The organism is Steroidobacteraceae bacterium (genome assembly GCA_041395505.1).
Classification (GTDB): Bacteria; Pseudomonadota; Gammaproteobacteria; order Steroidobacterales; family Steroidobacteraceae; genus JAWLAG01.
The window spans coordinates 128,426-151,321 of record JAWLAG010000001.1 but is presented as its reverse complement, the minus strand read 5'-3'; the positions used below and the strand labels follow the sequence as shown (position 1 = coordinate 151,321).

Below are 22,896 nucleotides of genomic sequence, written 5' to 3'. Positions count from 1 at the left end.
TCACAACGCTACACGGGAAGTGACCATGCAGAAGCGAATTGCAGCGATCCTCATCAGCGCCTGCGGGGCGCTTTCAGGCGGTATTTCTGCGGCTGATCAGTCCGCTGGCGAATCGATTGCGCCCACGGCGTTCGACGGCATGCAGTGGCGGCTCATTGGCCCGTTCCGCTCGGGCTGGAGCACCATGGCGGGCGGTATCGCCGACGAGCCCGATACCTACTATTCCGGCTATGCCGGCGGCGGTGTATGGAAGACCACCGATTCCGGTCGGACCTGGCGGCCGGTGTTCGATGGTCAGCCGGCGGCGGCGATCGGCGCCATTGCGGTCGCGCCATCGAATCCGCAAGTCATCTACGTGGGTACCGGCCAGCCGGAGCAGCGTTACGACATCGGCTCTGGCAACGGTGTCTACCGCTCGAGCGACGGCGGCGCGAGCTGGACTTCACTCGGACTCGCCGACACCCGATACATCGGCGATCTGCATGTCGATCCACGCAATGCGGACGTTGTGATGGTTGCGGCACTCGGCCAGCTGTTCGGCGAGAACGAGGAGCGCGGCGTATTCCGGTCCGAGGATGGCGGCAAGACCTGGACGCGCACGTTGTTCGTCGATACCCGGACCGGTGCCGTGGACATTGCAGCCGATCCGGCCGATCCCGACCATCTCTATGCGAGCACCTGGACCGCGCGGCACTGGCCGTGGCTGTCCTACTTCACGCCGCTCGTGGGGCCCGGCAGCTATATATATGAGTCGCGGGACAACGGCCGCAACTGGGCGCGAATCGCCGGTGCGGGTTTGCCGAAGGTTGATATGGGCCGCATCGGTCTTGCGATTGGCCACACTGCCGAAGGCACCCGCGTCTATGCCAGTGTCATCGCCAAGGGTGGCAGCGGACTTTATCGTTCGGACGACGCCGGCGCGCACTTCTCGAAGGTGAACGAGGCGCGGGCGGTCGCGAATCCGTACTTCAGCCGACTAACGCTCGATCCGCGCGATCCGGACATCGTCTATCTGACCGGCCAGTCGATCCACAAGTCGGTCGACGGCGGCCACAATTTCACGATTATCCGCGGCTCGCCCGGGGGCGATGACTATCACCACCTGTGGATCAACCCGAAGCACCCCGAGCGCATGATCGCCGCCTCCGACCAGGGCACGATCATTTCCGTGAATGGTGGTGAAACCTGGAGCAGCTGGTACAACTCGCCGACCGGCCAGTTCTATTATCTCGCGACCGACAATGCATTCCCCTACCGCGTCTACTCCGGCCAGCAGGACAACGGCACGGCCTCTGTGCCAAGTCGCAGCGACTACGGCGCCATCAGCTTTCGCGACTGGTGGCCGGTTGGCGCCGACGAGCGTGATTACGACATCCCCGATCCCGAGGATCCAAACATCGTTTACGGTTCCGGGCTCGGCGGCCGGCTGTCGCGATGGGATCGCCGCACCGGCGAAGTACAGAACATCACACCCTGGCCGGTCGGCAGCTATGGCCGCCGTCCGACCGATTTCAAGCACCACTACACCTGGTTCACGCCCATTGCCTTTGGTGAGCTCGCCCCGCACCCGTTCTATTTCGCAACCCAGGTACTGTTTCGCTCGCTCGATCGCGGCAGGACCTGGGAGCAGATCAGCCCGCAACTGTCGCACCATGACCCTTCCATGGCGGACTGCGACGGTGATCTCGGGCTCGAGGCTGCCAAGGCCTGCGGCTACGGCGTGATTTTCAGCATCGCGCCATCACCACTTGGCAATGACGAAATCTGGATAGGCACCGACGACGGTCGTGTGCAATTGACCCGTGACGGCGGCAAGCACTGGAGCGACATTTCGCCGCCGGGCCTCGCGTTGTGGTCGAAAATCAGTCGTGTCGAGCCGTCACGCCACGAAGCCGGAGTCGCCTATGTGGCGGTCGATAATCATCGTATCAACGACTACGAACCACATGTCTATCGCACACGGGACTATGGCAAGACCTGGATGGATATTTCCGCCGGCCTGCCAGCGGGTCGGTTCGTGGGTGTCGTGCGCGCCGACCCGGTGCGGCCGGGCTTGCTGTATGCGGGTACCGATATCGGTGTGCAGGTCTCCTTCGACGATGGCACCCATTGGCAGGCCTTGCAGCTCAATCTGCCGCCCGCCTGGGTCACCGATCTTCTCGTGCACGAGAACGATGTTGTCGTAGCAACCGAAGGGCGCGCGCTCTGGATCCTAGATGACATTGCGCGGCTTCGGCAGTTGGAGCCCGGCGCGCTGGACTCGACGCGGCTGTTTGCGCCGAGCAGGACGGTGCGTGTGCGCAGCAACCAGAACAAGGACACGCCGTTACCGGCCGAGACACCGCTCGGCGTCAATCCGCCGGATGGCGCGATCATCGATTACGTCATCGGACCGGGCGTGAAGAAAGCCGTCGCGCTCGAAATCCACGACAGCGCGGGCAGGCTGCTGCGCCGATTCTCGAGCGATGACCCACCCGAAGCGCCGGTCACCGAAACCCGCTATTTCCCGGAGCAGTGGATCCGCCCGGCTGCGCAGCTCTCGGCGCAGCCGGGCGCGCATCGCTTTGTCTGGGACCTGCGCCTGCCGCGGCCGCGGGCGCCGGTCTATGCCTACAGCATCTCGACCTCGCTCAGCCACGGCACACCGATCGAACCACGCGGACCCCTCATCCCACCGGGCCGCTACCAGCTCACCTTGCTCGCCGGCGGCAAACGCTACACGGCACCGCTCGAGGTCATCGCCGACCCCCGCGTGCCCATCGTGGCTGAGGACCTGCAGGCGGCGCTGCAGTTCTCGCTGGAGACAGGCGATGTGCTCGAGCAGGCGTGGCGCGCGGTGCGCGAAATCGAATCTTTCCGCGAATCGCTCGCCTCGCTGCGCGGACAGCAGAACGCAAATGAGTCGCTGCATGCCATGATCGATGAGCTCACCGAGCGCACCGAAGCCTGGGTCGAGGGCGATGGCGAAGCAACGACCAATCTCAACGATATCGGCGAGCTGGTCGGTGGCATTCTCACGGATGTCGGCGGCACGGACCGGGCGCCAACGGCGGCGCAACGCGCCGTGGTGGCTGATCGCGCGGCACGCGTGCGGGACATCGTCGCCGCCTGGCAGTCCCTAAAAGCGAAGGAATTGCCCGAGCTCAATCGTCAATTGCGGCGCGCGCGTCTCAAGGCGATCACGATTCTGCCTGCCGAGCAGGTGCCTGTGCATGACGCCGAAGGTGGGGAGGAGATGCCGTAGGACGACGCGGGCGGTGCCACCGATGCACCAGCGGTATGGCGTTAAAACGTTGGCACGGAATGCCCGCCGTCGACTGTGATCGTCGAGCCCGTCATGTAATTCGACGCATTCGATGCCAGCAGCAGAATTGCACCGGTAAGATCCGTGAGTTCACCGATACGCCGTTGCGGTATGCGCTTGATCATGGCATGCGCCTGTTCCGTCGCCAGAAAGTCCGCCGCGAGATCAGACGCGAAATAGCCCGGAGCGATGGCGTTCACCCGTATCTGGTAGCGCGCCCATTCGATGGCCATCACGCGTGTCAGATGAACCAGTGCCGCCTTCGACGCCGAATAGGGACCGGTCCCTTTCTGTACGGCCCATGCAAGAGCGGAAGCGATATTGATGATCGTACCGGGCTGATTTGCGGCCACCAGTCGTCGCGCGCCTTCGCGGGCTACCAACCAAGGACCTTTCAGGTTGGTGGACAGCACGCGGTCCCAGTCCGATTCATCGACGTCGAGCAACTGCCGATCGGCAACTGCGCCAGCGTTGTTGACGATGATCGAGGCGGTTCCAAGAGCCTCCGCTGCGTTGAACGCGGCTGCAATCTGCGCGGCGTCGGTCACATCCATCGCTGCGCAGGTCGCCCTGGCCCCGCTGTCGCGGATTTCTGCGGCAGTCGCTTCCAGCTTGTCGGTCCGCCGCGCGCATAGAACGACAGCGGCGCCCGCGTTCGCCAGCACTTGCGCGGCGTGGCGCCCGAGGCCCGTGCCGCCGCCGGTAATCAGTGCGACCCGGCCGGATAGATCGAAAGGATCGTTCAATATGTCATCGCTACATTTACGCTCCGCGCCCGAGGAACGGTTCACGGAGTCGCGAAAGCGGCATTCTACGCCGGTATGATGGCGATTGTTGCACCTGCCACGGGCCGTTGTTCCTGGTGTGGGTCACCGCTCGACAAGGAGATAGAGCCGCCATGCCCGTAGACGCATTCATTTACGACGCGATCCGCACGCCACGCGGCAAAGGCAAGGCGAGCGGAGCATTGCACGAGGTCAAACCCATTAGCCTGGTCGTGGGTCTGCTCAACGCACTCAAGGAGCGCAATGCGCTCGATACGTCCAGGGTAGATGATGTGGTGATGGGCTGCGTCAGTCCACTCAACGATCAAGGTTCCGTGCTGCCCCGTTTCGCGGTGCTTGCTGCGGATTGGTCCCAGTCGGTGGCAGGCGTGCAGTTGAATCGCTTCTGCGCCTCTGGACTCGAAGCGGTCAACATGGCGGCAATGAAAGTCGCCTCCGGCTGGGAGGACCTGGTCGTCGCCGGCGGTGTCGAATCCATGTCGCGCGTGCCGATGGGATCGGATGGCGGCGCCTGGTCGGATGATCCCGAGACCAATTTCAAGACCGGATTCGTTCCGCAGGGTGTTGGCGCCGATCTCATTGCAACACTCGAAGGGTTCAGCCGCGACGACGTCGACGGCTTCGCGCTGCGCTCGCAACAGAAGGCCGCACACGCGGCGGCAAGCGGCTATTTCTCCCGTTCGCTGGTGCCCGTCAGGGACATCAACGGCCTCGCCGTACTCGATCAGGACGAATACATCCGCGCCGACACGACCCTGGCTGGTTTGGCGACCCTGAAGCCCGCCTTCAAATCACTCGGAGATGCTGGACTCGAAGCCGTGGTGAAAATGCGCTACCCCATGGTCGAATCGATCAACTACGTGCACACGGCCGGCAACTCCTCCGGAATCGTCGACGGTGCCGCCCTGGTGCTGATCGGCAACTCCCAAGTCGGCAAGGAGCTTGGCCTCAAGCCGCGCGCGCGCATCGTCGCTACTGCAGTCGTGGGGAGCGAGCCGACCATCATGCTGACCGGCCCGGTGCCGGCGACAGAAAAGGTGCTCGCCAAGGCCGGCCTCAAGATCGATGACATCGACTTGTTCGAACTCAATGAGGCGTTTGCATCCGTGGTGATGCGATTCCAGAAACATCTCGGCGTGACGGACGAGAAGATGAATGTGAACGGCGGCGCCATTGCCATGGGGCATCCGCTCGGCGCGACGGGCGCCATGATCCTCGGCACCTGTCTCGATGAACTCGAGCGCCGCAAGAAGCGTTTTGGGCTCGTAACGTTATGCGTCGGTGGCGGCATGGGTATTGCCACCATTATCGAGCGCGTGTGAACGGATACCGGAGTGGATGAATTTTATGAGCTATGCGAAGTACGAAAAAGACGCTGACGGAATCGTAACACTGACTTTCGACACGCCGGGATCCAAGGTCAATGTCATGAACTCGAAGTTCATCGACGTGCTCGGTGATGCACTCGATAAAATCATCGCTGATATCGACAACGTGCGCGGACTCGTCCTTGCCTCGGGCAAGGATACTTTTTTTGCCGGTGGCGATCTCGATGAGATCGTCGCGGTGACGACGGCGAATGTGGATCACTATTACAGCGAGGTGCGCCGCGCCAAGGCGATGATGCGCAAGATCGAAAAGCTCGGGCGACCAGCCGTGGCCGCGATCAATGGCGCCGCGCTCGGTGGCGGTTACGAGCTATGTCTCGCGTGTCACCACCGTGTTGCTATCGACGATGCAAAGGTAGCCGTAGGTCTGCCGGAGGTGACCCTCGGTCTACTGCCCGGCGGTGGCGGCATCGTGCGGCTCGTGCGATTGCTCGGTTTGAAGGAAGCGCTGCCGCTTCTGCTCGAGGGCAAGAAGGTCGGTGCGCGCAAGGCCCTGCAGATGGGTCTGGTGCACGAGCTCGCGGCCAATAGCGAGGACTTGATGGCCAGGGCGAAAGCATGGATTCGTGACAATCCGAATTCCGTCCAGCCCTGGGATGAGAAATCATTCCGCTTTCCGGGCGGTGGGATGGACTCTCGCGAGATCAAGAATTTCGTCGCATTGTCCTGCGCAGCAATGCAGGCGCGCTATCGGGGTTTGTATCCGGCGCCGCGAGCCATTTTGAGCGCGGCCGTGGAGAGCATGCAGGTTGATCTCGACTCGGCGGATCGCATCGAAGCGCGCTATCTCGCACATCTTGCGACGACGTCCGTCGCAAAGAACATGATCACGACCTTCTTTCAGATGAACCAGCTCAAAGGTGGAGCGAGTCGCCCGAAGACGGTCGAGAAATCGCGTGTCGCGCGACTCGGCATCCTCGGTGCCGGCATGATGGGCTCCGGCATCGCGTTCGCGGCAGCACGGGTCGGCATGGATGTGATTTTGAAAGACGTCACGAAGGAGGCTGCGGAGAAGGGCAAGGCCTATTCGGACGCTGTCGCAACGAAGCTGATCCAAAAAGGCGAAATGAGCGAGGAGGACAAGGCGCAACTCCTCGGCCGCATAGTCACCGCGACCGACGTGAAGGCTCTTGCTGGCTGCGACCTCGTCGTCGAGGCAGTGTTCGAGAACCGCGAATTGAAGGCGTCCGTCACGAAGGAAACCGAGGCGGTCCTCAGCGCGGACGCGATCTTTGCGAGCAACACCTCAACGTTACCAATCACAGGACTTGCCGAGGCTTCGCGGCGGCCTGAGAACTTCCTGGGGCTGCATTTCTTCTCGCCGGTGGACAAGATGCAGCTCGTTGAAATCATCTGTGGCAAGAAGACCAGCGACGAGACGCTGGCACGCGGATATGACTTCGTTCAACAGCTGCGGAAAGTCCCCATAGTGGTGAACGATAGCCGCGATTTCTTTACGTCGCGCGTTTTTGCAAGCGGTTGCGATGAAGGTGCCTGGCTTCTGTCAGACGGCGTCGATCCGGCGCGCATCGAGAATCTGGCCCAGCAGGCCGGCATGCCGGTAGGGCCGCTGGAATCGATAGACGCGGTCTCGCAGCAGCTCGTCTATCTTGTCAAACACCAGGCGCAAAAGGATTTTGCCGCGCAAGGGCTTGGATATCCGGCTGCCACCGAGCCTCCATTTCTCTGGATCAAACGCATGGTCGAAGAGTTTGATCGCAAGGGCAAAGCCTACGGTGCAGGCTATTATGAGTACGGCCTGGATGCGAACGGCCGCCGCCAAAAGAAAATCTGGCCGCGTCTGCGGGAAGTCCAGCCGAAACCGACACAGGCAATCGGCGATCAGGATGTCAAGGATCGCGTGCTCTATCGCCAGTGCATTGAAGCCGTGCGCTGTCTCGAGGAGGGCGTATTGCGCAGTGTCGCCGATGGCAACATCGGCTCCATCCTCGGGATTGGCTTCCCGCCCTACACCGGTGGCCAGCTGCAATACATCAACGCTTGCGGGCTGGCGGACTTCGCCACGCGTGCAGAGGAACTCGCAAAGCGATTCGGCGCAAGATTTGCGCCGCCAGGACTGCTGCTCGAGATGGCAAAAACGGGCGCCAGGTTCGAGTAGCGATTCATTTCTTCGCGAACTTGCTTCGAGCCTCGGCAAAAAATTCGCTTGCACCGCAAATTTCCTGTGCTTTCGCTTCCGCTGCGTACACCGTCCCGTAATCGCTGCTGACGGCCAGCCGCAACAATCGCTTTACAAGACCAAGGCTCGGTTGTGCACCCGTGGCGAGGCGCCTTGCCCAGTCGATAGCGGACGGCACGACCTCCTTGTCTGCGACAACCGTGTTCGCGAGCCCCCATTCGAGTGCCTGCGCGGCCGCGATGCGCTCGGCATTGACCGCGACCTCATAGGCGCGGCGATACCCGAGCTGATGGACGAGCAGCCAGCACAGGCCGCCATCGGGCACGAGTCCGATGCGCGTAAAGGGTGCGAGGAAGAAGGCCGACTCCCCCATGACGATCAGATCGCAGGCGAGCGCGAGTGACATGCCGACGCCCGCTGCAGCGCCCTGGACGGCAGCGATGACAGGCTTGTCCGTGGTGCTGATATGTTCGACGATGGGCAGATAGTGCTCCATGAGCATCTGCTCGGGTGGCGGGGGCGCATCCTCAGCCAGGTCGGCGCCCGCACAGAATGCACCACCCGCGCCACCCAGCACGATGGCACGCACTGCGTCGTTACGGATGAGTTGCCCGAGCGCGTCGCGAAGTTCCCCGCGCATGGCGCCCGAGATTGCGTTACGCGCCCGCGGCCGGTTGAGCAGCAATGTCGCGACCTGATCCTCGATCGTGACGATCAGCGTCCCGTATGCATTGTCGACGGCCATGTAGCGTCATTGTCGCAAGTTTTTGGCAAGTCGTCGCCTCGCCGTTGCGCCGCGCCGCGGTGACCGTATCGCGGCCAGGCGGGTGATTCGGGGTTTTTTCGCCGTGCAAAAGCGCGCAGGCTCGTACCGGTGACACGCGCCGAGGTTGCGATCATGCGCACGAAGCAGCTTGCCTTTTTCCTGATGGCGATCCTCGTTGGTGGCGATGCGATGACTGCCGGCGATGAAGTCGGCGAAGGCTTCCGCAAACTCCGCCCAATCGCGCAAGCGGAAAGTTGCGATCTGGTACGCCTGTCGGGTGCGGCCGGCGTTGTGCCGGGCGGCAAGGGCCTGGTCAAGGAGAACCAGTTTGAATTCGCCAAAATCATCATGGAGACAATGCGGCGTGAGCGGCGCAGTCCTTTGCCCGCTGCAGCGGCTGTGGAAGTGAGCGCAGAGCAGTCCGCGGTAATCGATATGCCGGTCGCGCTCGTTCGCGAGGTCTTGAAAGGCTTCTCGGTGGGAACGGACGTGCTGGAGTCCCTCGATGCGGAACGCTATCTCGCGGCCGGCCCAGCGCCGGGACTGCAGAGCGAGGGCGCCTATCTACTCGATGCCGGCAAGGCCGGGATTCATTTCGTGGCCATCACGGTCAAACCGGTGATCGGACTCACCGCATCTGACCAACCACTATGGCTGCAGCTCGAATCGAATGCCAGTGTGCTCACGGGCAATCGTTTGAGTTCCAGGGGAGCCATCATCAACTGGCACCCCGCCTGTCTGCACGCCAACATCGAGTTGGGGGCGGACGGCGTGGACATCGGTTCGAACACGAAACTGCGTGGCGGCGAGTTGCGTATTCGTCCGGATGGCTTGTATGTGTCGGCGGAGACAGTCATCGAACAGACAGCTAGGAGCGAATAGCCAGAAAAGCGCTAAGATTGTCGCGCTCACCGGGTTGTCGCCCGGCCTTCGCATTATCGTGACGACGCGTTATCCACATCTTCTTTCCGCACTCGACCTGGGTTCGCTGCAACTCGCGAACCGCGTTGTCATGCCATCGATGCATACCCGCCTCGAAACGCTGGACCATTCGGTTGAGCGTCGCATCGCCTTCTACACGGCGCGCGCGCGTGGTGGCGTCGGCCTGATCGTAACGGCGGGCTATTCGCCGAACCAGGAAGGGCGGCTCGAGGAAGATGCCCAGGTGTTCGAGTCAGCCGGGCAGATCCCCGAGCATCTCCCGGTGACGCGAGCCGTGCGCGACGCGGGCGCTGCGATGCTGTTGCAGATCCTGCACGCCGGCCGCTATGCCAAGCACGACCAGCTGGTGGCGCCGTCGCCGCTACGCTCCCCCATCAACCGGCGCACGCCGCGGGAACTTTCAGAAGCCGATATCGAGCGCACCCTGGGCGATTACCTGCGAACGAGTGAGCTTGCGCGCGAGGCGGGCTATGCCGGCATCGAGATCATGGGCTCGGAGGGTTATCTCATCACGCAGTTTACTGCGCCACGGTCGAACCAGCGCCAGGACTGCTGGGGCGGTTCACTCGAAAACCGTTGCCGTTTCGCCGTAGAGATCGTGAAGCGCATCCGGGCACGCCTCGGCGATGATTTCATCATCGGCTATCGCATCTCGACGCTCGACCTCGTCGAGGACGGTCTTGTCGGCGAGGACATCAACCACCTCGCGCGTGCCATCGAGGCGGCTGGCGCAAACATGCTGGTCACCGGCATTGGCTGGCACGAATCGCCCGTACCGACCATCGCTTACCAGGTGCCGCGAGCGGCCTGGTCATTCACCGCAGCGCGACTCAAACGAGTTGTCGGTATTCCCGTCGTGGCGACCAACCGCATCAACACGCCCGAGGTTGCGGAAGCTCTGCTTGCCCGCGGCGATGCAGATCTCGTGGCACTCGCGCGGCCGCTGCTCGCGGATCCTGCCTTCGTGGCCAAGGCGCTTGCGGACGATGCCGTGGCGATCGCTCCGTGCATCGCCTGCAATCAGGCCTGCCTTGATTACATCTTTGCCGAGCGTGCGGCGACTTGCCTCGTCAATCCTGGAGCCGGACGGGAAGTGGAATTCGCCGCCATGCCTTCGGGCAAGCAAAAGAGCATCGCGGTCGTCGGTGCCGGGCCCGGAGGACTTGCGGCCGCGAGCGTTGCCGCCGAGCACGGGCACCGGGTGGTGCTCTTCGAGTCGGCGAACGAAATCGGTGGCCAACTCAACCTCGCCAAGCGTATTCCCGGCAAGCGCGAGTTCCTCGAATTGCTGCGCTATTTCCGGGTGCGCCTGAACCGCGCGGGCGTGACATTGCGGCTGGGCGAGCGCGCCGACGCGCCCGTACTCGCGGCAGGGCAATTTGATCACGTCATCGTTGCAACCGGAGCCATTGCGCGCCGACCCGCCATCGCCGGCATCGACCTGCCGCTTGTTGCAGGTTACCGGGATATCATCGAGGGACGGCGCGTCGCCGGGCGGCGCGTTGCCATTATTGGCACGGGCGGAATCGCGCACGATGTTGCGGAGTTCCTTTTGGAAACAAACCTGGACCAAACTGCAGGCGAGTTCATGGACGAATGGGGCGTCGATGCTGCGATTACGGTGGCGGGTGGCTTGCGTAGCGCATCGCGACCGCAGGTGGGACGGGAGGTCACGCTATTGCAACGCGGCGAGGGTCGACCTGGTGTGCGACTCGGTATGACCACGGGCTGGATCCTGCGCAGCCGCTTGAAAGCGCGTGACGTCGGCTTCGTCACGGGTTGTCGCTACGATCATATCGACGCGGGGGGGCTGCACTATCGGGCGGGCGGCGAATCGCATTGCGCAAGGGTTGACACCATCATCGTTTGCGCCGGCCAGGAGAAGGATGATTCGCTCAGCGATGAACTCAAGCGTGCTGGCATCGCCTGCACGGCGATCGGTGGCGCGCGGCTTGCCGCCGAACTCGACGCCACCCGAGCCATCGACGAAGGCACGAGACTCGCCTGTTCGCTATAGAATGCGTCATGGCCCGCCTGAAAGATGCCATTCAGCGCCACGCGGTTGCGCTGGTCAGCCTCGTCGTGGCGCTGACCGCTCTCGGCTACAACACCTGGCGCAACGAGCGGACGGAGCACAATCGCAACTTGCGAACGGCGGGCTTCGAACTCATCCGCGAACTCGGCTCTTTGCAGCAGATTGTCTTCTACGCCCACTATTCCGTTGGCGACAGTCGCGGCGATTCGCGCATGGGCTGGGCGGACGTACTCACGATCACGGATCTGGCGGCGCTGATGCCGCAGGAAGTCGGCGCGGAAGCGGCGGATTTGCGTGCAGTGTGGCAGGTCAACTGGGAGCATCTTGGGCAGGACGACGAAGCCTATGCGCGGATCGACGCAGCCATCGATGGGCTGCGGGGCGCGACGCGTCACGCGCTGCTTGCGTTGGAGTAGCCGACTGTAGAATCAGGTTTGTCGCGCAAGTTCACTGACGGAGAATCCGGGTCATGAAATGCGAATCGCTTTTGAAGCGAGTCGTTTCTTCGATCGTTACCGTTGTTTCGTTATGTGTCCTCGCCACAGCCCATGCGCAAACCCCGCGAAGCAAGGTTTCGCGGACGACTCTTGGAACCGCACCGGCGACGACAAAGGGATTTCCCAATATCAGCGGCGATTTCCTTGCGGCGCTCGACACGCTCGGCATACGTCCCGGCATGACGCTGCGCGAGGCGGATGCTGCCGCGCGACGATATGGCGCTTCGGTGCCGGCACCGAAGAAGGAAAACACCGACTATCAGTTCACTCGCGACATGCCCTACGACGGCATTCACCTCGAAGTATTTTCCCACTCGAGCGAGGCCCTGCCGGAGTTCAGGGGCCATGCGTTGCAGCTGATCGCCGATCCGCCCGGACCCAATGGACCGGGCTATGTTCTTATCCTCGCGTTTCCCCGCGATCCGCTTGGCAATGTCTACGATCCTGACAACCAGATCATCTATCGACTGGAAACGCAGATCGGTCGCTCTGGAGCGCAGGGCAGGAACGAGGGTCTGATGAGCGAGGCGCAATTCCTGTCCGATGCCGCGCGTCGCGCAGGCAGGGTTTCGCGCAGCAAGGGTAGCGATCGCGCGCAATGCAGTTTTGCCGAAGAGTACGCGCGGCAGGTCACCGCCCGCGCAGGACTGCTGCAATCCAAGCCCAATCCCAACCTCGCACTTTACAAATCTTGCGGCGAGCAGGTGATCGTGCAGCCGTCATTGGACGCAGCCGGCAAGGTGTTCGCCTACAAGGTCGTCCGTACCGACGCGAATCTTGCGGAGCGCGCCTACAACGCATTCCGCGTCTATGGGAGCAAGCTTCGCGAAGCCATCCTGCGACAACAGGGCGGTAGCAATTGATGGCCTGCTGTTGCCGAACCCTCAAGAGCGTCCTGGCCGTTGTTACTTTCAGCGTTCTTGGATTTCGTACAAGCGCCGTTTCTGCAGCAGAGGATCTGCCCGCCGCCAGGGCGGCGATCATCGGCCCTGCGATAGCCCGCGGAGCCGATTTCACCGTCCATACGCCGGAAGCCGTTGCCCAGGGCGGTCAGCTCGCCTGCCGTCGTCCGCAGGCCGGCGGTCGCTCGCTCGCGGACATCGAGGCACAGAACCGGGCGGCACATCAGCGCTGGCAGGAAGAAGTCGACGCCATCGAGGCTGAAAAGAAGGCCAACTACCGCAGCTTCACCACCCGGCAGATCTCGCTCGATGAGAAGCTGCGGCGCGACGCGGCGCTCAACGAGCGGCGCAAGCAGGCGGACGCGCGCCAGTACGAGGCGCAGTCGAAACTGCAGACGGAGCACAAAGCGCAGCGCGCCGCCACGAGTGATTACCTGCCGTTCATCGTTCAGCACGCGCCGGCCGATTCGAACGCCATGATCATCCCGCTCGAAGGCGGCCTGCCCTCTCAAGCCTATGTCGCGAATCTCAACCGCGCGCTGGCACCGTTTCTCGCGGGCTGCGGCGATCGTGATTACGTCACGGTCGCGCATGTGTATCGCGATCACTTCCCCGCGGGCGTCGATGTGGAGCGCAAGTTCGAGAAGCCCATCGCCGCCTTCAGTTACACGCTCACGGGCGGCGTGCTCAAGCTTGATCCGCGCCGCAACAAGCCGGGTGCGGTGCGCCTCGACGACCCGCTGCTCACACTTGCGGGCGCGCGCGCCACGCTCGCCGCACATCATCGCGAGGACGCCCGGGCACGCGGTGAATACCGGAAGGATTTCGCCTATGCCTCTCGGCGCAAACCGGGCATTGTCTACAAACTGGACGCCTACTGGGCACAGTACAAAGACGATCCCTCGCTCGACGTCGTCCGCCGCATTTTCGATGGCGACTTCAAGGGCCAGGCGGGTTCGGCAGCACACAAGTCGAACTTCCATCTGTTCGGTGACATGTATTCGCGCCGGTGCACGAGCGAGATTCCGAAGTTCACCGTCTACCAGGTGCCCTACAGCGAAATCACCGCCACCCGGACGTATCTCGACGGCCACGTGGAGCACGATTACCGCACGGCCTATGAAGAAGTGCCGATCGATGCGCGATTCTCACCACAGTGGGGCGAGTATCGCCGCGCCGCCTTGTTTTACGTGGCGTCGGCGATGGCGGGGATTGCGTCGGAGGTGGGCAACTTCGCGACGGCCTCGAAGGAGCAGCTGATCAACGCCATCGCCAAGGGCACGCGCATTTCGATGCTGTCGCAGTTCCTGCGCAACCATCCCTGTGGAACCGCGTCGTTGACCCAGCTGCGCGAGAACCTCGTTCGTGCGGCCAACGGCCGCCCGTCGTTGCAGGAGGAAGGATCAACGGCGCCGACGGCGGCACGCGAGAGCGATCCGCCAACGCAGCCTTGACTCGGGTCGTCATCTGATTGGTGAGACGGCAGACTATTGAAGGAGCGACGATGAGCAGATGGATGGCGGTGTTTGGCGCACTGGCTGTGACGGTCTCGGCGGCGGCGGACAAGGCCGGCGCCGATCTCTGCGGCTTTGAGGTCGAAGGTCTCACGATCGCCAGTAGCCACGCGGAGGTGGCCGCGGTGTTTGGCCCGCGCGGTTGGCACGATCTCTCGCGCAGCCTCGCACCCGCGAGGAACCAGGACGTGATCATTTTCGACAAGGATCGCGCGACCGATGACATGCTTGCCGCCCAGGCCGATCCGGACGGCCCGCTCGGCCGTTTGACCGTGACACGCTTGATCACCGCAAACGGCCCCAAGCCATCGGGCATCGGCTACATCTATGCAGCTACGAGCTCACCGGTGGATACGGCCCGAGCGCTTTGCGCGCGCTTTTCCGGCCCCAAGTATTACTCGAGCGGCTGTCGTTTCTCGCCCGCGCAGTCGGCAATCGCGCTCACATTCGAACCCCTGAAGCCGTCAACCAGCGGCTGGTGCCAGGTGGGCTATAGCGCGTCGCTAACGCCCTCGCCCATCGGCCATCGAATCAGCATCGGCGTGCAACGAAGCCACATGCTGCCGGAGCGCGTTCTGAAAACTCTGTCTGCCGAGGAACGCATGGCCGCCATCGAAGCGGCGCGCAAGGCAGGCGCCGAGGGCGCACCGGCGCGTGGCGGTGGCCGCGCGGGAGCGGGTGGCCGCGGTACGCAGCCGCCGCGGCAGCAGCGCCCGTAATTGCCGCGGCGATGCCGCCGCAGTGAAGAAATCGAGTCGCGACTCGAGCTCCGCGAGCCTTTGTGTTGGAGAGAGACTCAGGAACCATTCGATCAGCGAACCGTCGTGCGCTTGGTCGGACGGATGCGTTTCAGTCGTCCTGGGCATTTTGGAATTGTAGCAGTTCGCCTTGAAAGCCATGCGCAATGCAGACCGGCGCGCCGACTTGCGTGTGATGGACGGCCGCGAACCACTGCTTGACCTTTTCAAGGCGAGCGCCGATGCTCTGGTCACAATCTAATAAGAATCGTGGGGGTTCCATGAGCGTGACCACGGCCAATGAATCGCAGGCCGACAGCCTGCGTCCGACTGGCGAGGCGCGGGTTTTCACCGGACTGTCCTATGTATTGATGTGGTGGTCCTCGCTGATCGTCATTCAGGCCTTTGCGCTCGGGCAGGGATTCCTGCCGCCGATTGGTCAGCTGAATCTTGCACAGGCGCTCACCGTGATGGTGATTGCGGTCGTGCTGTTCGTGGTCATGTTCTCATTGAACGGTCAGGCCGGACTCAAGTACGGCATCCCCTATTCCATCCAGGCACGCATGGGCTTCGGCCTGCGGGGCTCGACCATCGTCGAGTTCCTGCGTGCGGCTCCTGCGATCGTGTGGTACGGCATCGGCACCTGGATTGCGGCGCTGTCGCTCGATGGAATTCTGCAGGCACTCACAGGCTTCACGGCGCCGGCAGCCAAATATGTCTATTTCCTGGCTTTGCAGGCGCTGCAGACGGCGCTCGCCTGGCGCGGCATACGCACAATGAAGTGGTTCAACGCCGTGTCCTCGGTGGTGATTGCGGCGGTCATGATCTACATGATGTCCGACATCATCGGCACGTATGGATTTACGATTCAGGAATCCTGGCGCGCGGCCGGCAGCTGGGGCACGCCTTTCTGGGTCGCACTCGCCGGTGCGATCGGCGTACTCGCGACCGTGATGCTCAACATCAGCGACATGACCCGCCATCTGCAGAAGTCGCAGGCAGCGAACTGGTTCGGGCACCTGTTCGGCGTCCTGCCGCCGTGGTTCTTCATGCTCTCGCTCGGCATCATCGCGGGCGCCGCGCTTGGCATCTGGGATCCGGTGCAGGCGCTGATCAAGCTCAGCCCGAATCCAATGGTCATGATCCTGCTGCTTGCGTTCGTGCTGCTCGCGCAGATCACGACCAACCTCACGATCAACGTACTGCCGCCCGCGCTCATTTTCATGAACACCTTCAAGCTCAAGTGGCACAGCGGCGTATTGGTTACCGGATTTCTCGGCACGTTGTCGATGCCCTGGCTGATCATGGCGAACCAGCAGGCGTTCTTCGGGTTTATTCTTTATTACTCCGCCCTGTTCGGGCCGGTGCTCGGAGTGATGCTCGCCGATTATTTCGTCATCCGGCAGCGCAGGCTCGCTGTCGATACGCTCTATGTCGAGGGCGCGGCGAGCCCTTACTGGTATCGCGGGGGCTTCAATCCCGCCGGTGTGATTGCGATCTTCCTGCCCGGGATCATCACCATGATCTGGTTTCTGTCGACGTCGTGGCTCCTGGGCGTGCCAGCGGGATTCATTCTCTATCTGTTGCTCTATCGGCTAACGACCCGCGCGTAGGGCAGCAGTTCGCGCCGTGTCGACCGTGCCGTCGGCGCTGATCGCAACAGCAAAATCACGAGCTGCCGCGGCCGGGCCCAGATAGCCGTCGAGCACGTCGTCCCGTACCTGCTCGACGCGCCTCGCATGCGGGTCGCCATATCCACCCCCGATGCCGCCGACTGCGCGGATGCGATCGCCTTTTCGAACATTGACCGACGCCAGCATCGAGGGCAATTCCACGGGCGCGGCCGTGCCGCTGATGAGCTGGAGCGAGGATGTGTGTCCATGCGCTCCGCCCTTGAAGCCCCAGGGCGCGTTGGCATGGCCGTCGCCTTCGACGCTGATCACGCCGTCGGTCAGGAATTCGACCTCCTTGATGGAATTGAGACCACCGCGCCACTGGCCGGCCCCCACGGTGTCCTCGCGCAGTTCGTAGCGGGTTACGCGCAGTGGCACATGGCTCTCGATGTCCTCGATGGGGTTGTTGCGCGTATTGGCGTAGAGCGTGTCGACGCTGTCGAGCCCGTCCTTGCCAAAGCGTCCGCCATAGCTGCCCTCGAAAATCTCGATGTGCACCCATTGCTGGTCGCCGCGAAATCCGGAGAACGTTACTGCCTTGAGGTTGGCGACGCCCGCCGACACGCGCTCGGGGACCGCGGGTGCGAGTGCCTTCATGAGCGTATCGGCCACGACATTGCCGGGCGCGAAACGCGCAATGGTTGGCGCGGGAAATACCGGATTCGCGATGCAGCCGCGCGGGGCGATGATCTTGACCGGCCGGTAAAGGCCGTCGTTCTGCGGCACATTGCCGAAGGTCTCGGTATCAAGAAGTATTGAGCGCAGGGTTAGCCAGAGTGCGACATCCACCGTGCCTTCGAACGGCATGTTGATGGCGTGGCCCGCGACCTGCGGCGCCGTGCCGGTGAGGTCGATGGTCAGATCCGATCCCGCTACGGTCACTGTGATGACGACGGGAAGGTTCTTCAGCGCCGGATCGTCGCTGCCGAGAAAGCCGTCGACGTGGCCGGTTGCGGTATAGGTGCCGTCCGGCAGCGCGGCAATCTGCGCGCGCATCATGCGTTCGGAATAGTCGAACAAGTCCAGGGCTGCATTCTCGAGCGTATCGAGGCCATAGCGATTGACGAGGTCGAGGACGCGCTTTGCACCGACGTGGCAGGCGGCGATCTGTGCGTCCATGTCGCCCATGACGAGATCCGCGACCCGGACGTTGTCGCGAATCATCTGCCAGAGCATTTCGTTCCTCTTGCCCTGGTCGTAGACCTTGAGCGCGCGCAGCCGTATGCCCTCGGCATAGCTGTCTGCGCATACGACGACGCCGACGCTCCCGGGTTGACTTGAGCCGATGTCCAGGTGATGCGCCGTCGTAACGGAGAATCCGATCAGCTTCTCGCCCACGAAGATCGGCACGCAAAACCCGATGTCGGGACTATGCGATGCGCCGTTGTACGAATCGTTGTGGATAATGACATCGCCTGGGCGGATCTGTTCGCCGCGCGCGGCGATCTCGCGCAGGATCCCGCGCACATAGCCCGGAATAGGACCCGACTGCAATGGTGTGCTCTTGGAACACTCGCACAATTGCCGTCCGCGCGCATCGCAGATCGCGGCGCCGAAGTCCTCCGACTCACGAATGATGCTCGAGTACGCCATGCGCATGAGCTTGTAGCCCATTTCGATCGCGATGTTCTCGAGGGCGCCCTGGATGATGCTGGCGGTCACCGGATCGACGCGTTGCGTCGCGGCAGATTGCGATGGCTCGGTGCTCATGGTGCGTCCGGCGTCAGGAAGAAAATGAAGTTGACGCCAGATTCAGTTATGCTACAAGCAAAGTCAACCCTTTCGCTCGAATCGGACGGGCTGAGGTCAGGGCATGTTGTTGATAGGCGTCGATGTCGGTGGCACTTTCACGGACGTGGTCTTCACGGACACGGAGCGCAACCGCACGCTCACCCACAAGCTGCCGAGCACGCCGGATGACCCATCCCGTGCCGTGATGCGCGGAGTCAAGGAGATCTGCGGCTCGGCCGACGTCGCCGTGGGCGCCGTGCAGCACATCTACCACGGCACCACGGTCGCCACCAATGCGGCGCTGACGCATCGCGGCAGCCGCGCCGGCATGATCACCACCAGGGGTTTTCGCGACATCGTGCACATCGGCCGGCATCAGCGGCCACATCACTACTCCATCCAGCAGAGCATTCCCTGGCAGGATCGGCCGCTCGTGCAGCGCCGCTATCGCAAGGTGGTCGACGAGCGAATCAGCGTGCCAAACGGCGAGGTTGTCGTGCCGCTGGCCGAGGAACAGGTCCGGCAGGCCGCCCGCGAACTGCGCGACGCGGGCGTCAAGGCAGTGGCCATCTGTTTCCTGTTTTCGTTCGTGAATCCATCGCACGAGAAGCGCGCCAAGGCCATCGTCCAGGATGAGTGCCCGGATCTTTTCGTAACCTGCTCGCACGAAGTCTCGCCGCAGTTTCGCGAATTCGAGCGCTTTACCACGACGGCCATGAATGCCTTCATCGGTCCGCTGGTACGTGACTACGTGGGCCGTCTGGCCAAGGGACTTGCCGGCGAGGGGTTCAAGGGTGAGGTGCATATCATGCGCTCGAACGGGGGTGTTGCACCCTCGCGAGCCATCGTGGAGCTGCCCGTCTATACCCTGATGTCGGGGCTCGCGGCGGGCGTGCTGGGCGGCGCCTGGGTGGGCGAGCTGGCAGGCCGGCGCAATGTCATCACGCTCGACATTGGCGGCACGAGCGCCGATATCGGTGTGGTGACTGACGGTCGTTTCGGCGAAGCATCGGCGCGCGACACCTATGTCGCCGACTACCCGATCCTGGTGCCGATGATCGACCTGCATACCATCGGCGCGGGCGGCGGCTCCATTGCCTACCTCGATGCCGGTGGCGCTTTCCGCGTCGGTCCGCAAAGCGCGGGCGCGGTCCCCGGTCCGGCGGCCTATGGTCAGGGCGGCACGGATGCGACCGTGACCGACGCCAACATCGTGCTCGGCCGGCTCGATGTGAAGAGTTTCCTCGGTGGCGACATGGCGCTCGATGCCGGCGCGGCGCGCACTGCCGTGCAGGCGCTCGCAGAACGCGTCGGCCTGCCGCTGCGCGAGGCGGCGGAAGGCATCGTCACCATCCTCAATGCCAACATGGCCAATGCGATCCGCGCACGCACCGTGCAGAAGGGCATCGACCCGCGCGAGTACGCGCTCGTCGCCGCCGGCGGCGCGGGGCCCCTGCACGGCGCCGAAGTGGCGCAGATGCTCGGCATTCCCGAAGTGATCGTGCCGCCCCACCCCGGCATCACCTCCGCCATTGGCCTGCTGACCACCGATCTCAAATACGACATGGTGCGCACTTCGTTCGCCGTGTCGACCCATATTGACGCCGCGCAGCTCACATCCGACCTCGATTCCATGGAAGCCAGTCTGCGTGCCCAGCTCGCCTCCGAGGGTATCGATCCGGGTGAGGCGAACTACGAGCGCTCCGCCGATGCACGCTATGTGGGCCAGGGCTACGAACTTCGACTGTCGCTGCCGGCCGGACAGATCGACGATGCGTCGATGGCGGCCGCGCTTGCGGATTTCCACAGGTTGCATACGCAGGAGTATGGTCACCACTTCGAGCAATCGCCCATCGAGCTGGTGAACCTGCGCCTGAGCGCGATCGCGAGCGTGCCGAAGATCGGCGCGCCGGCGAAGCCCGCGGCCGGCTCGCTCGCCGAAGCCCGGTTGCGAAGCGCCGCCGTGGTCTTCCGCGACGGCGGCGTGCTCGGCGAATTCGACACCACTTTCTATGATCGCAACAAACTGCCGGCCGGATGCCGTTTCGACGGACCGGCCATTGTCTTGCAGACCGATTCCACCACTGTCGTACCGCCGCGCTGCGTGGCCCAGGTGCACGACAGCGGCGCAATCATCATTTCGCTACCGCGCGCGGGCCGCGCTCATTAATCGCAGGTTGGCTTGGCCAAACGGGGAGTAGTCATGACATCGAAATTCCTTTGTGGTTTGCTGGTCCTCGCACTGGCCGCACCGGTCAGCTACGGGGCGGACGAGAGCAGCGGCTTGCAGGAGGTCGTCGTTACGGCAACGCGGCGCGCCGAGAGCGTGCAGGATGTCGCGAGTTCGACCACGGTCTTCTCCGCCTCGGACCTGCAGGAGCTCAAGATCGACGAACCCCGCGATCTCGCGGGCCAGACACCGGGCCTGCTGACCAAGTACGGTCCGAACGGTCTCGCCACCGTCGGCTTCTACATGCGCGGCGTTGGTATCAACGACTTCACGGGCACGGTCGACCCCTCGGTTGGCGTCTATGTCGATGAGGTTTTCCAGCCAACGCCCGACATGCTGAATTTCGCTATCTACGACATCGCACGTGTCGAAGTGCTGCGCGGCCCGCAGGGCACGCTCTACGGTCGCAACAGCACCGGCGGCGCCGTCAACTTCATCACGGCCGCGCCGACCCGGGAGCCGGAAGGCTTTGCGCGCATCGGCTACGGCAGCTACGAGACCGCGACCTTCACCGGCGCCATCAGCGGACCACTGACGGATACGCTGTCCGGCCGCCTCTCGGCCAATGTCGTCAATTCGTCGAGCAGCTCGGGCTACTCGTTCAACCGTTTCACCGGAAATGAACTCGGCAAGGTCGACTCGAAAACCCTGCGCGCGCAGCTGCGCTACAACCCGAGCGAGGCAGTGGACGTACGTTTCGTGTACAACTACGGCGACTCCGAATCGGAGCAACCGTTGCTGCAGCAGGTGGGTACGCGCACAGCCACGGGCGCGGTGTGCGCACCGGTCATCGCCGGCACGGTCGATCCGACCCAGTGCTTCGATTTTCTCGGCTACTCGGATACCGATGGCAATTTCTATGACGGCGCGGCGGACGTCGATCCGATGCTGAAGCTCGAGTCGAATGATGCGACGCTCACCATCAACTGGAACATCGGCAGCGCGAAGCTGACTTCGATCAGCGGCTATGCTGATTTTTCCAAGCGTCAGTCGCAGGACATCGACGCTTCGCCAAGCGTTTCGGCCGACAACTTCACGTTCAATGACGTCAAGAGCTATTCCCAGGAAGTGCGCCTCGCGTCAGAGGATAGCTACAAGCTGCCGTGGATCGTCGGCGTGAACTACGGCAAGACCGATGTCGACTGGTTCCAGACCATCGATCTGTCGGCGCTCGCGATTCCGACCAGCAACGGTGCGACGCAGAGTACCCGAAGCTGGGCCGTGTTCGGGCAATTGACCATCCCGTTCGCTGAGAAATTCGAATTCACTGGCGGCCTGCGCTTCACCGATGAGAAGCGCGACTGGACGGGCGCCACCTTCGTCGGCACCTTCGCGAACCTCGCAGAGGCCTATGCGAGCGGTGCGCCGCGGCTATCGCAGCTGCCGCTGCCGGCAGGCGATCCGGGTGCGGGCGGCCCACTCGATTTCCCGACCAGCGTCTCGAAGAGCAAAACGGATTTCCAGGCGGTGTTGAAGTATCACGCCAACGACGACGCCATGCTCTATGCCAGCATCAGCGAAGCGTTTCGTAGCGGTGGCTATTCCTCGGCGGTGATTTTCTCGCAGGAAGCACTCGAGCCGTATGATGCCGAAACGCTGCGCGCCTACGAGATCGGGGCGAAGCTGTCGTCGAGCGATGCGCGGCTGCGCTTCAACACCAGCGCTTTCTTCTACGACTACAAGGGCTTCCAGGCGACCTTCGTGCGTGCCACGGAGGCAAGCGCGCGACTGCAGAATGCCGGCGATGTGGAGATCAAGGGTCTCGATGCAACGCTCGACTGGGCACCGGTGAGTGGGCTCACCATCGGCGCCGGTGTCAGCGTGCTCGACAGCGAGATCGTCAAGACCAATGTCGTACTGGCGCAGCTCGACGGCAGTCCCGATGCCACCATTCAGGGCAATGAGATTCCAAACGCGCCGAAGCTCACCTTCAACGGCCGGCTGCGTTACCAGTTCCCGGTGGGCGATCAGCTGGCACTCGCGCTGCAGACCGATTTCAACCATGTCGGTCGCCATTTCCTCGAGCCCAACAATCGCAAGTATCTCGAGGAGGATGGCTATTTCCTGGCGAATGCGCGGGTCACGTTGCTGCGACCGGAAGGTCCGTGGCAGGTAGCCGCCTGGGTGCGCAACCTGACCGGCGAGGAGTATCGCTCTGCGGCGCAGGATCTGGCGCTCGCGCTCGGGTTCTCGGAAATCGTGGTCGGGCAACCGCGCACCTGGGGCGTCGAGTTCGAATACAAGTTCTGATC

General features: G+C 63.0%; 15 protein-coding genes. 12 read left to right on the top strand and 3 right to left on the bottom strand.

Annotated elements, in window-relative coordinates; all coding sequences use genetic code 11:
• The first annotated feature begins 25 nt into the window (after nt 1-25).
• Nucleotides 26-3,244, top strand: a complete 3,219-nt coding sequence (locus tag R3E77_00660) for a hypothetical protein (protein ID MEZ5497915.1) — start codon at nt 26-28, stop codon at nt 3,242-3,244.
• Nucleotides 3,245-3,285: 41 nt separating this feature from the next.
• On the opposite strand, the gene R3E77_00655 is transcribed toward R3E77_00660, so the two are convergent.
• A complete protein-coding gene (locus R3E77_00655) occupies nt 3,286-4,050 on the bottom strand; it encodes an SDR family oxidoreductase (protein ID MEZ5497914.1) in 765 nt (254 codons plus the stop codon).
• Between the two features lie 152 nt (nt 4,051-4,202).
• Here R3E77_00655 and R3E77_00650 point away from each other — a divergent pair, with 152 nt between their 5' ends.
• A complete protein-coding gene (locus R3E77_00650; GenBank protein ID MEZ5497913.1) occupies nt 4,203-5,411 on the top strand; it encodes an acetyl-CoA C-acetyltransferase in 1,209 nt (402 codons plus the stop codon).
• 25 nt (nt 5,412-5,436) lie between these two features.
• Nucleotides 5,437-7,596: a 3-hydroxyacyl-CoA dehydrogenase NAD-binding domain-containing protein gene (locus R3E77_00645; protein MEZ5497912.1), complete on the top strand. Its 2,160-nt coding sequence runs from the start codon at nt 5,437-5,439 to the stop codon at nt 7,594-7,596.
• Between the two features lie 4 nt (nt 7,597-7,600).
• Here R3E77_00645 and R3E77_00640 read toward each other — a convergent pair whose 3' ends face one another.
• Nucleotides 7,601-8,362, bottom strand: coding sequence for an enoyl-CoA hydratase-related protein (locus R3E77_00640; GenBank protein ID MEZ5497911.1), 762 nt, complete (start codon nt 8,360-8,362; stop codon nt 7,601-7,603).
• Between the two features lie 153 nt (nt 8,363-8,515).
• Here R3E77_00640 and R3E77_00635 point away from each other — a divergent pair, with 153 nt between their 5' ends.
• The 7 genes from R3E77_00635 (at nt 8,516) to R3E77_00605 (ending at nt 16,623) form a co-directional block, all read left to right on the top strand.
• The gene (locus R3E77_00635) at nt 8,516-9,265 is read left to right on the top strand and encodes a hypothetical protein (GenBank protein ID MEZ5497910.1); all 750 of its coding nucleotides are present in this window, start codon (nt 8,516-8,518) and stop codon (nt 9,263-9,265) included.
• A 58-nt stretch (nt 9,266-9,323) separates the two neighbouring features.
• Nucleotides 9,324-11,342, top strand: coding sequence for an NADPH-dependent 2,4-dienoyl-CoA reductase (locus R3E77_00630; GenBank protein ID MEZ5497909.1), 2,019 nt, complete (start codon nt 9,324-9,326; stop codon nt 11,340-11,342).
• Nucleotides 11,343-11,350: 8 nt separating this feature from the next.
• Nucleotides 11,351-11,776: a hypothetical protein gene (locus R3E77_00625; GenBank protein ID MEZ5497908.1), complete on the top strand. Its 426-nt coding sequence runs from the start codon at nt 11,351-11,353 to the stop codon at nt 11,774-11,776.
• A gap of 53 nt (nt 11,777-11,829) precedes the next feature.
• Nucleotides 11,830-12,720, top strand: coding sequence for a hypothetical protein (locus R3E77_00620; GenBank protein MEZ5497907.1), 891 nt, complete (start codon nt 11,830-11,832; stop codon nt 12,718-12,720).
• Nucleotides 12,720-14,213, top strand: a complete 1,494-nt coding sequence (locus tag R3E77_00615; GenBank protein MEZ5497906.1) for a hypothetical protein — start codon at nt 12,720-12,722, stop codon at nt 14,211-14,213. The genes R3E77_00620 and R3E77_00615 overlap by 1 nt, the downstream gene beginning before the upstream one ends.
• A 50-nt stretch (nt 14,214-14,263) precedes the next feature.
• Nucleotides 14,264-14,992, top strand: coding sequence for a hypothetical protein (locus R3E77_00610; protein ID MEZ5497905.1), 729 nt, complete (start codon nt 14,264-14,266; stop codon nt 14,990-14,992).
• Between the two features lie 299 nt (nt 14,993-15,291).
• On the top strand, nt 15,292-16,623 hold the full coding sequence (locus R3E77_00605) for a cytosine permease (protein ID MEZ5497904.1): 1,332 nt from the start codon (nt 15,292-15,294) through the stop codon (nt 16,621-16,623).
• On the opposite strand, the gene R3E77_00600 is transcribed toward R3E77_00605, so the two are convergent.
• Complete coding sequence (locus R3E77_00600) at nt 16,606-18,393, bottom strand: hydantoinase B/oxoprolinase family protein (protein ID MEZ5497903.1); 1,788 nt, start codon at nt 18,391-18,393, stop codon at nt 16,606-16,608. The genes R3E77_00605 and R3E77_00600 overlap by 18 nt on opposite strands.
• A gap of 103 nt (nt 18,394-18,496) precedes the next feature.
• On the opposite strand from R3E77_00600, the gene R3E77_00595 reads away from it, so the two are divergent.
• Entirely contained in the window at nt 18,497-20,584 is a 2,088-nt protein-coding gene (locus R3E77_00595) for a hydantoinase/oxoprolinase family protein (GenBank protein ID MEZ5497902.1), read from the top strand.
• Between the two features lie 33 nt (nt 20,585-20,617).
• A complete protein-coding gene (locus R3E77_00590; GenBank protein ID MEZ5497901.1) occupies nt 20,618-22,894 on the top strand; it encodes a TonB-dependent receptor in 2,277 nt (758 codons plus the stop codon).
• Nucleotides 22,895-22,896 lie beyond the last annotated feature (2 nt).

Excerpts from the sequence above, each read along its gene's own strand:
- R3E77_00660 (MEZ5497915.1), top strand. The coding sequence starts at position 26 with ATGCAGAAGCGAATTGCAGCGATCCTCATCAGCGCCTGCGGGGCGCTT.
- R3E77_00650 (MEZ5497913.1), top strand. The coding sequence starts at position 4,203 with ATGCCCGTAGACGCATTCATTTACGACGCGATCCGCACGCCACGCGGC.
- R3E77_00645 (MEZ5497912.1), top strand. The coding sequence starts at position 5,437 with ATGAGCTATGCGAAGTACGAAAAAGACGCTGACGGAATCGTAACACTG.
- R3E77_00640 (MEZ5497911.1), bottom strand. The coding sequence starts at position 8,362 with ATGGCCGTCGACAATGCATACGGGACGCTGATCGTCACGATCGAGGAT.
- R3E77_00635 (MEZ5497910.1), top strand. The coding sequence starts at position 8,516 with ATGCGCACGAAGCAGCTTGCCTTTTTCCTGATGGCGATCCTCGTTGGT.
- R3E77_00625 (MEZ5497908.1), top strand. The coding sequence starts at position 11,351 with ATGGCCCGCCTGAAAGATGCCATTCAGCGCCACGCGGTTGCGCTGGTC.
- R3E77_00620 (MEZ5497907.1), top strand. The coding sequence starts at position 11,830 with ATGAAATGCGAATCGCTTTTGAAGCGAGTCGTTTCTTCGATCGTTACC.
- R3E77_00615 (MEZ5497906.1), top strand. The coding sequence starts at position 12,720 with ATGGCCTGCTGTTGCCGAACCCTCAAGAGCGTCCTGGCCGTTGTTACT.
- R3E77_00610 (MEZ5497905.1), top strand. The coding sequence starts at position 14,264 with ATGAGCAGATGGATGGCGGTGTTTGGCGCACTGGCTGTGACGGTCTCG.
- R3E77_00605 (MEZ5497904.1), top strand. The coding sequence starts at position 15,292 with ATGAGCGTGACCACGGCCAATGAATCGCAGGCCGACAGCCTGCGTCCG.
- R3E77_00600 (MEZ5497903.1), bottom strand. The coding sequence starts at position 18,393 with ATGAGCACCGAGCCATCGCAATCTGCCGCGACGCAACGCGTCGATCCG.
- R3E77_00595 (MEZ5497902.1), top strand. The coding sequence starts at position 18,497 with ATGTTGTTGATAGGCGTCGATGTCGGTGGCACTTTCACGGACGTGGTC.
- R3E77_00590 (MEZ5497901.1), top strand. The coding sequence starts at position 20,618 with ATGACATCGAAATTCCTTTGTGGTTTGCTGGTCCTCGCACTGGCCGCA.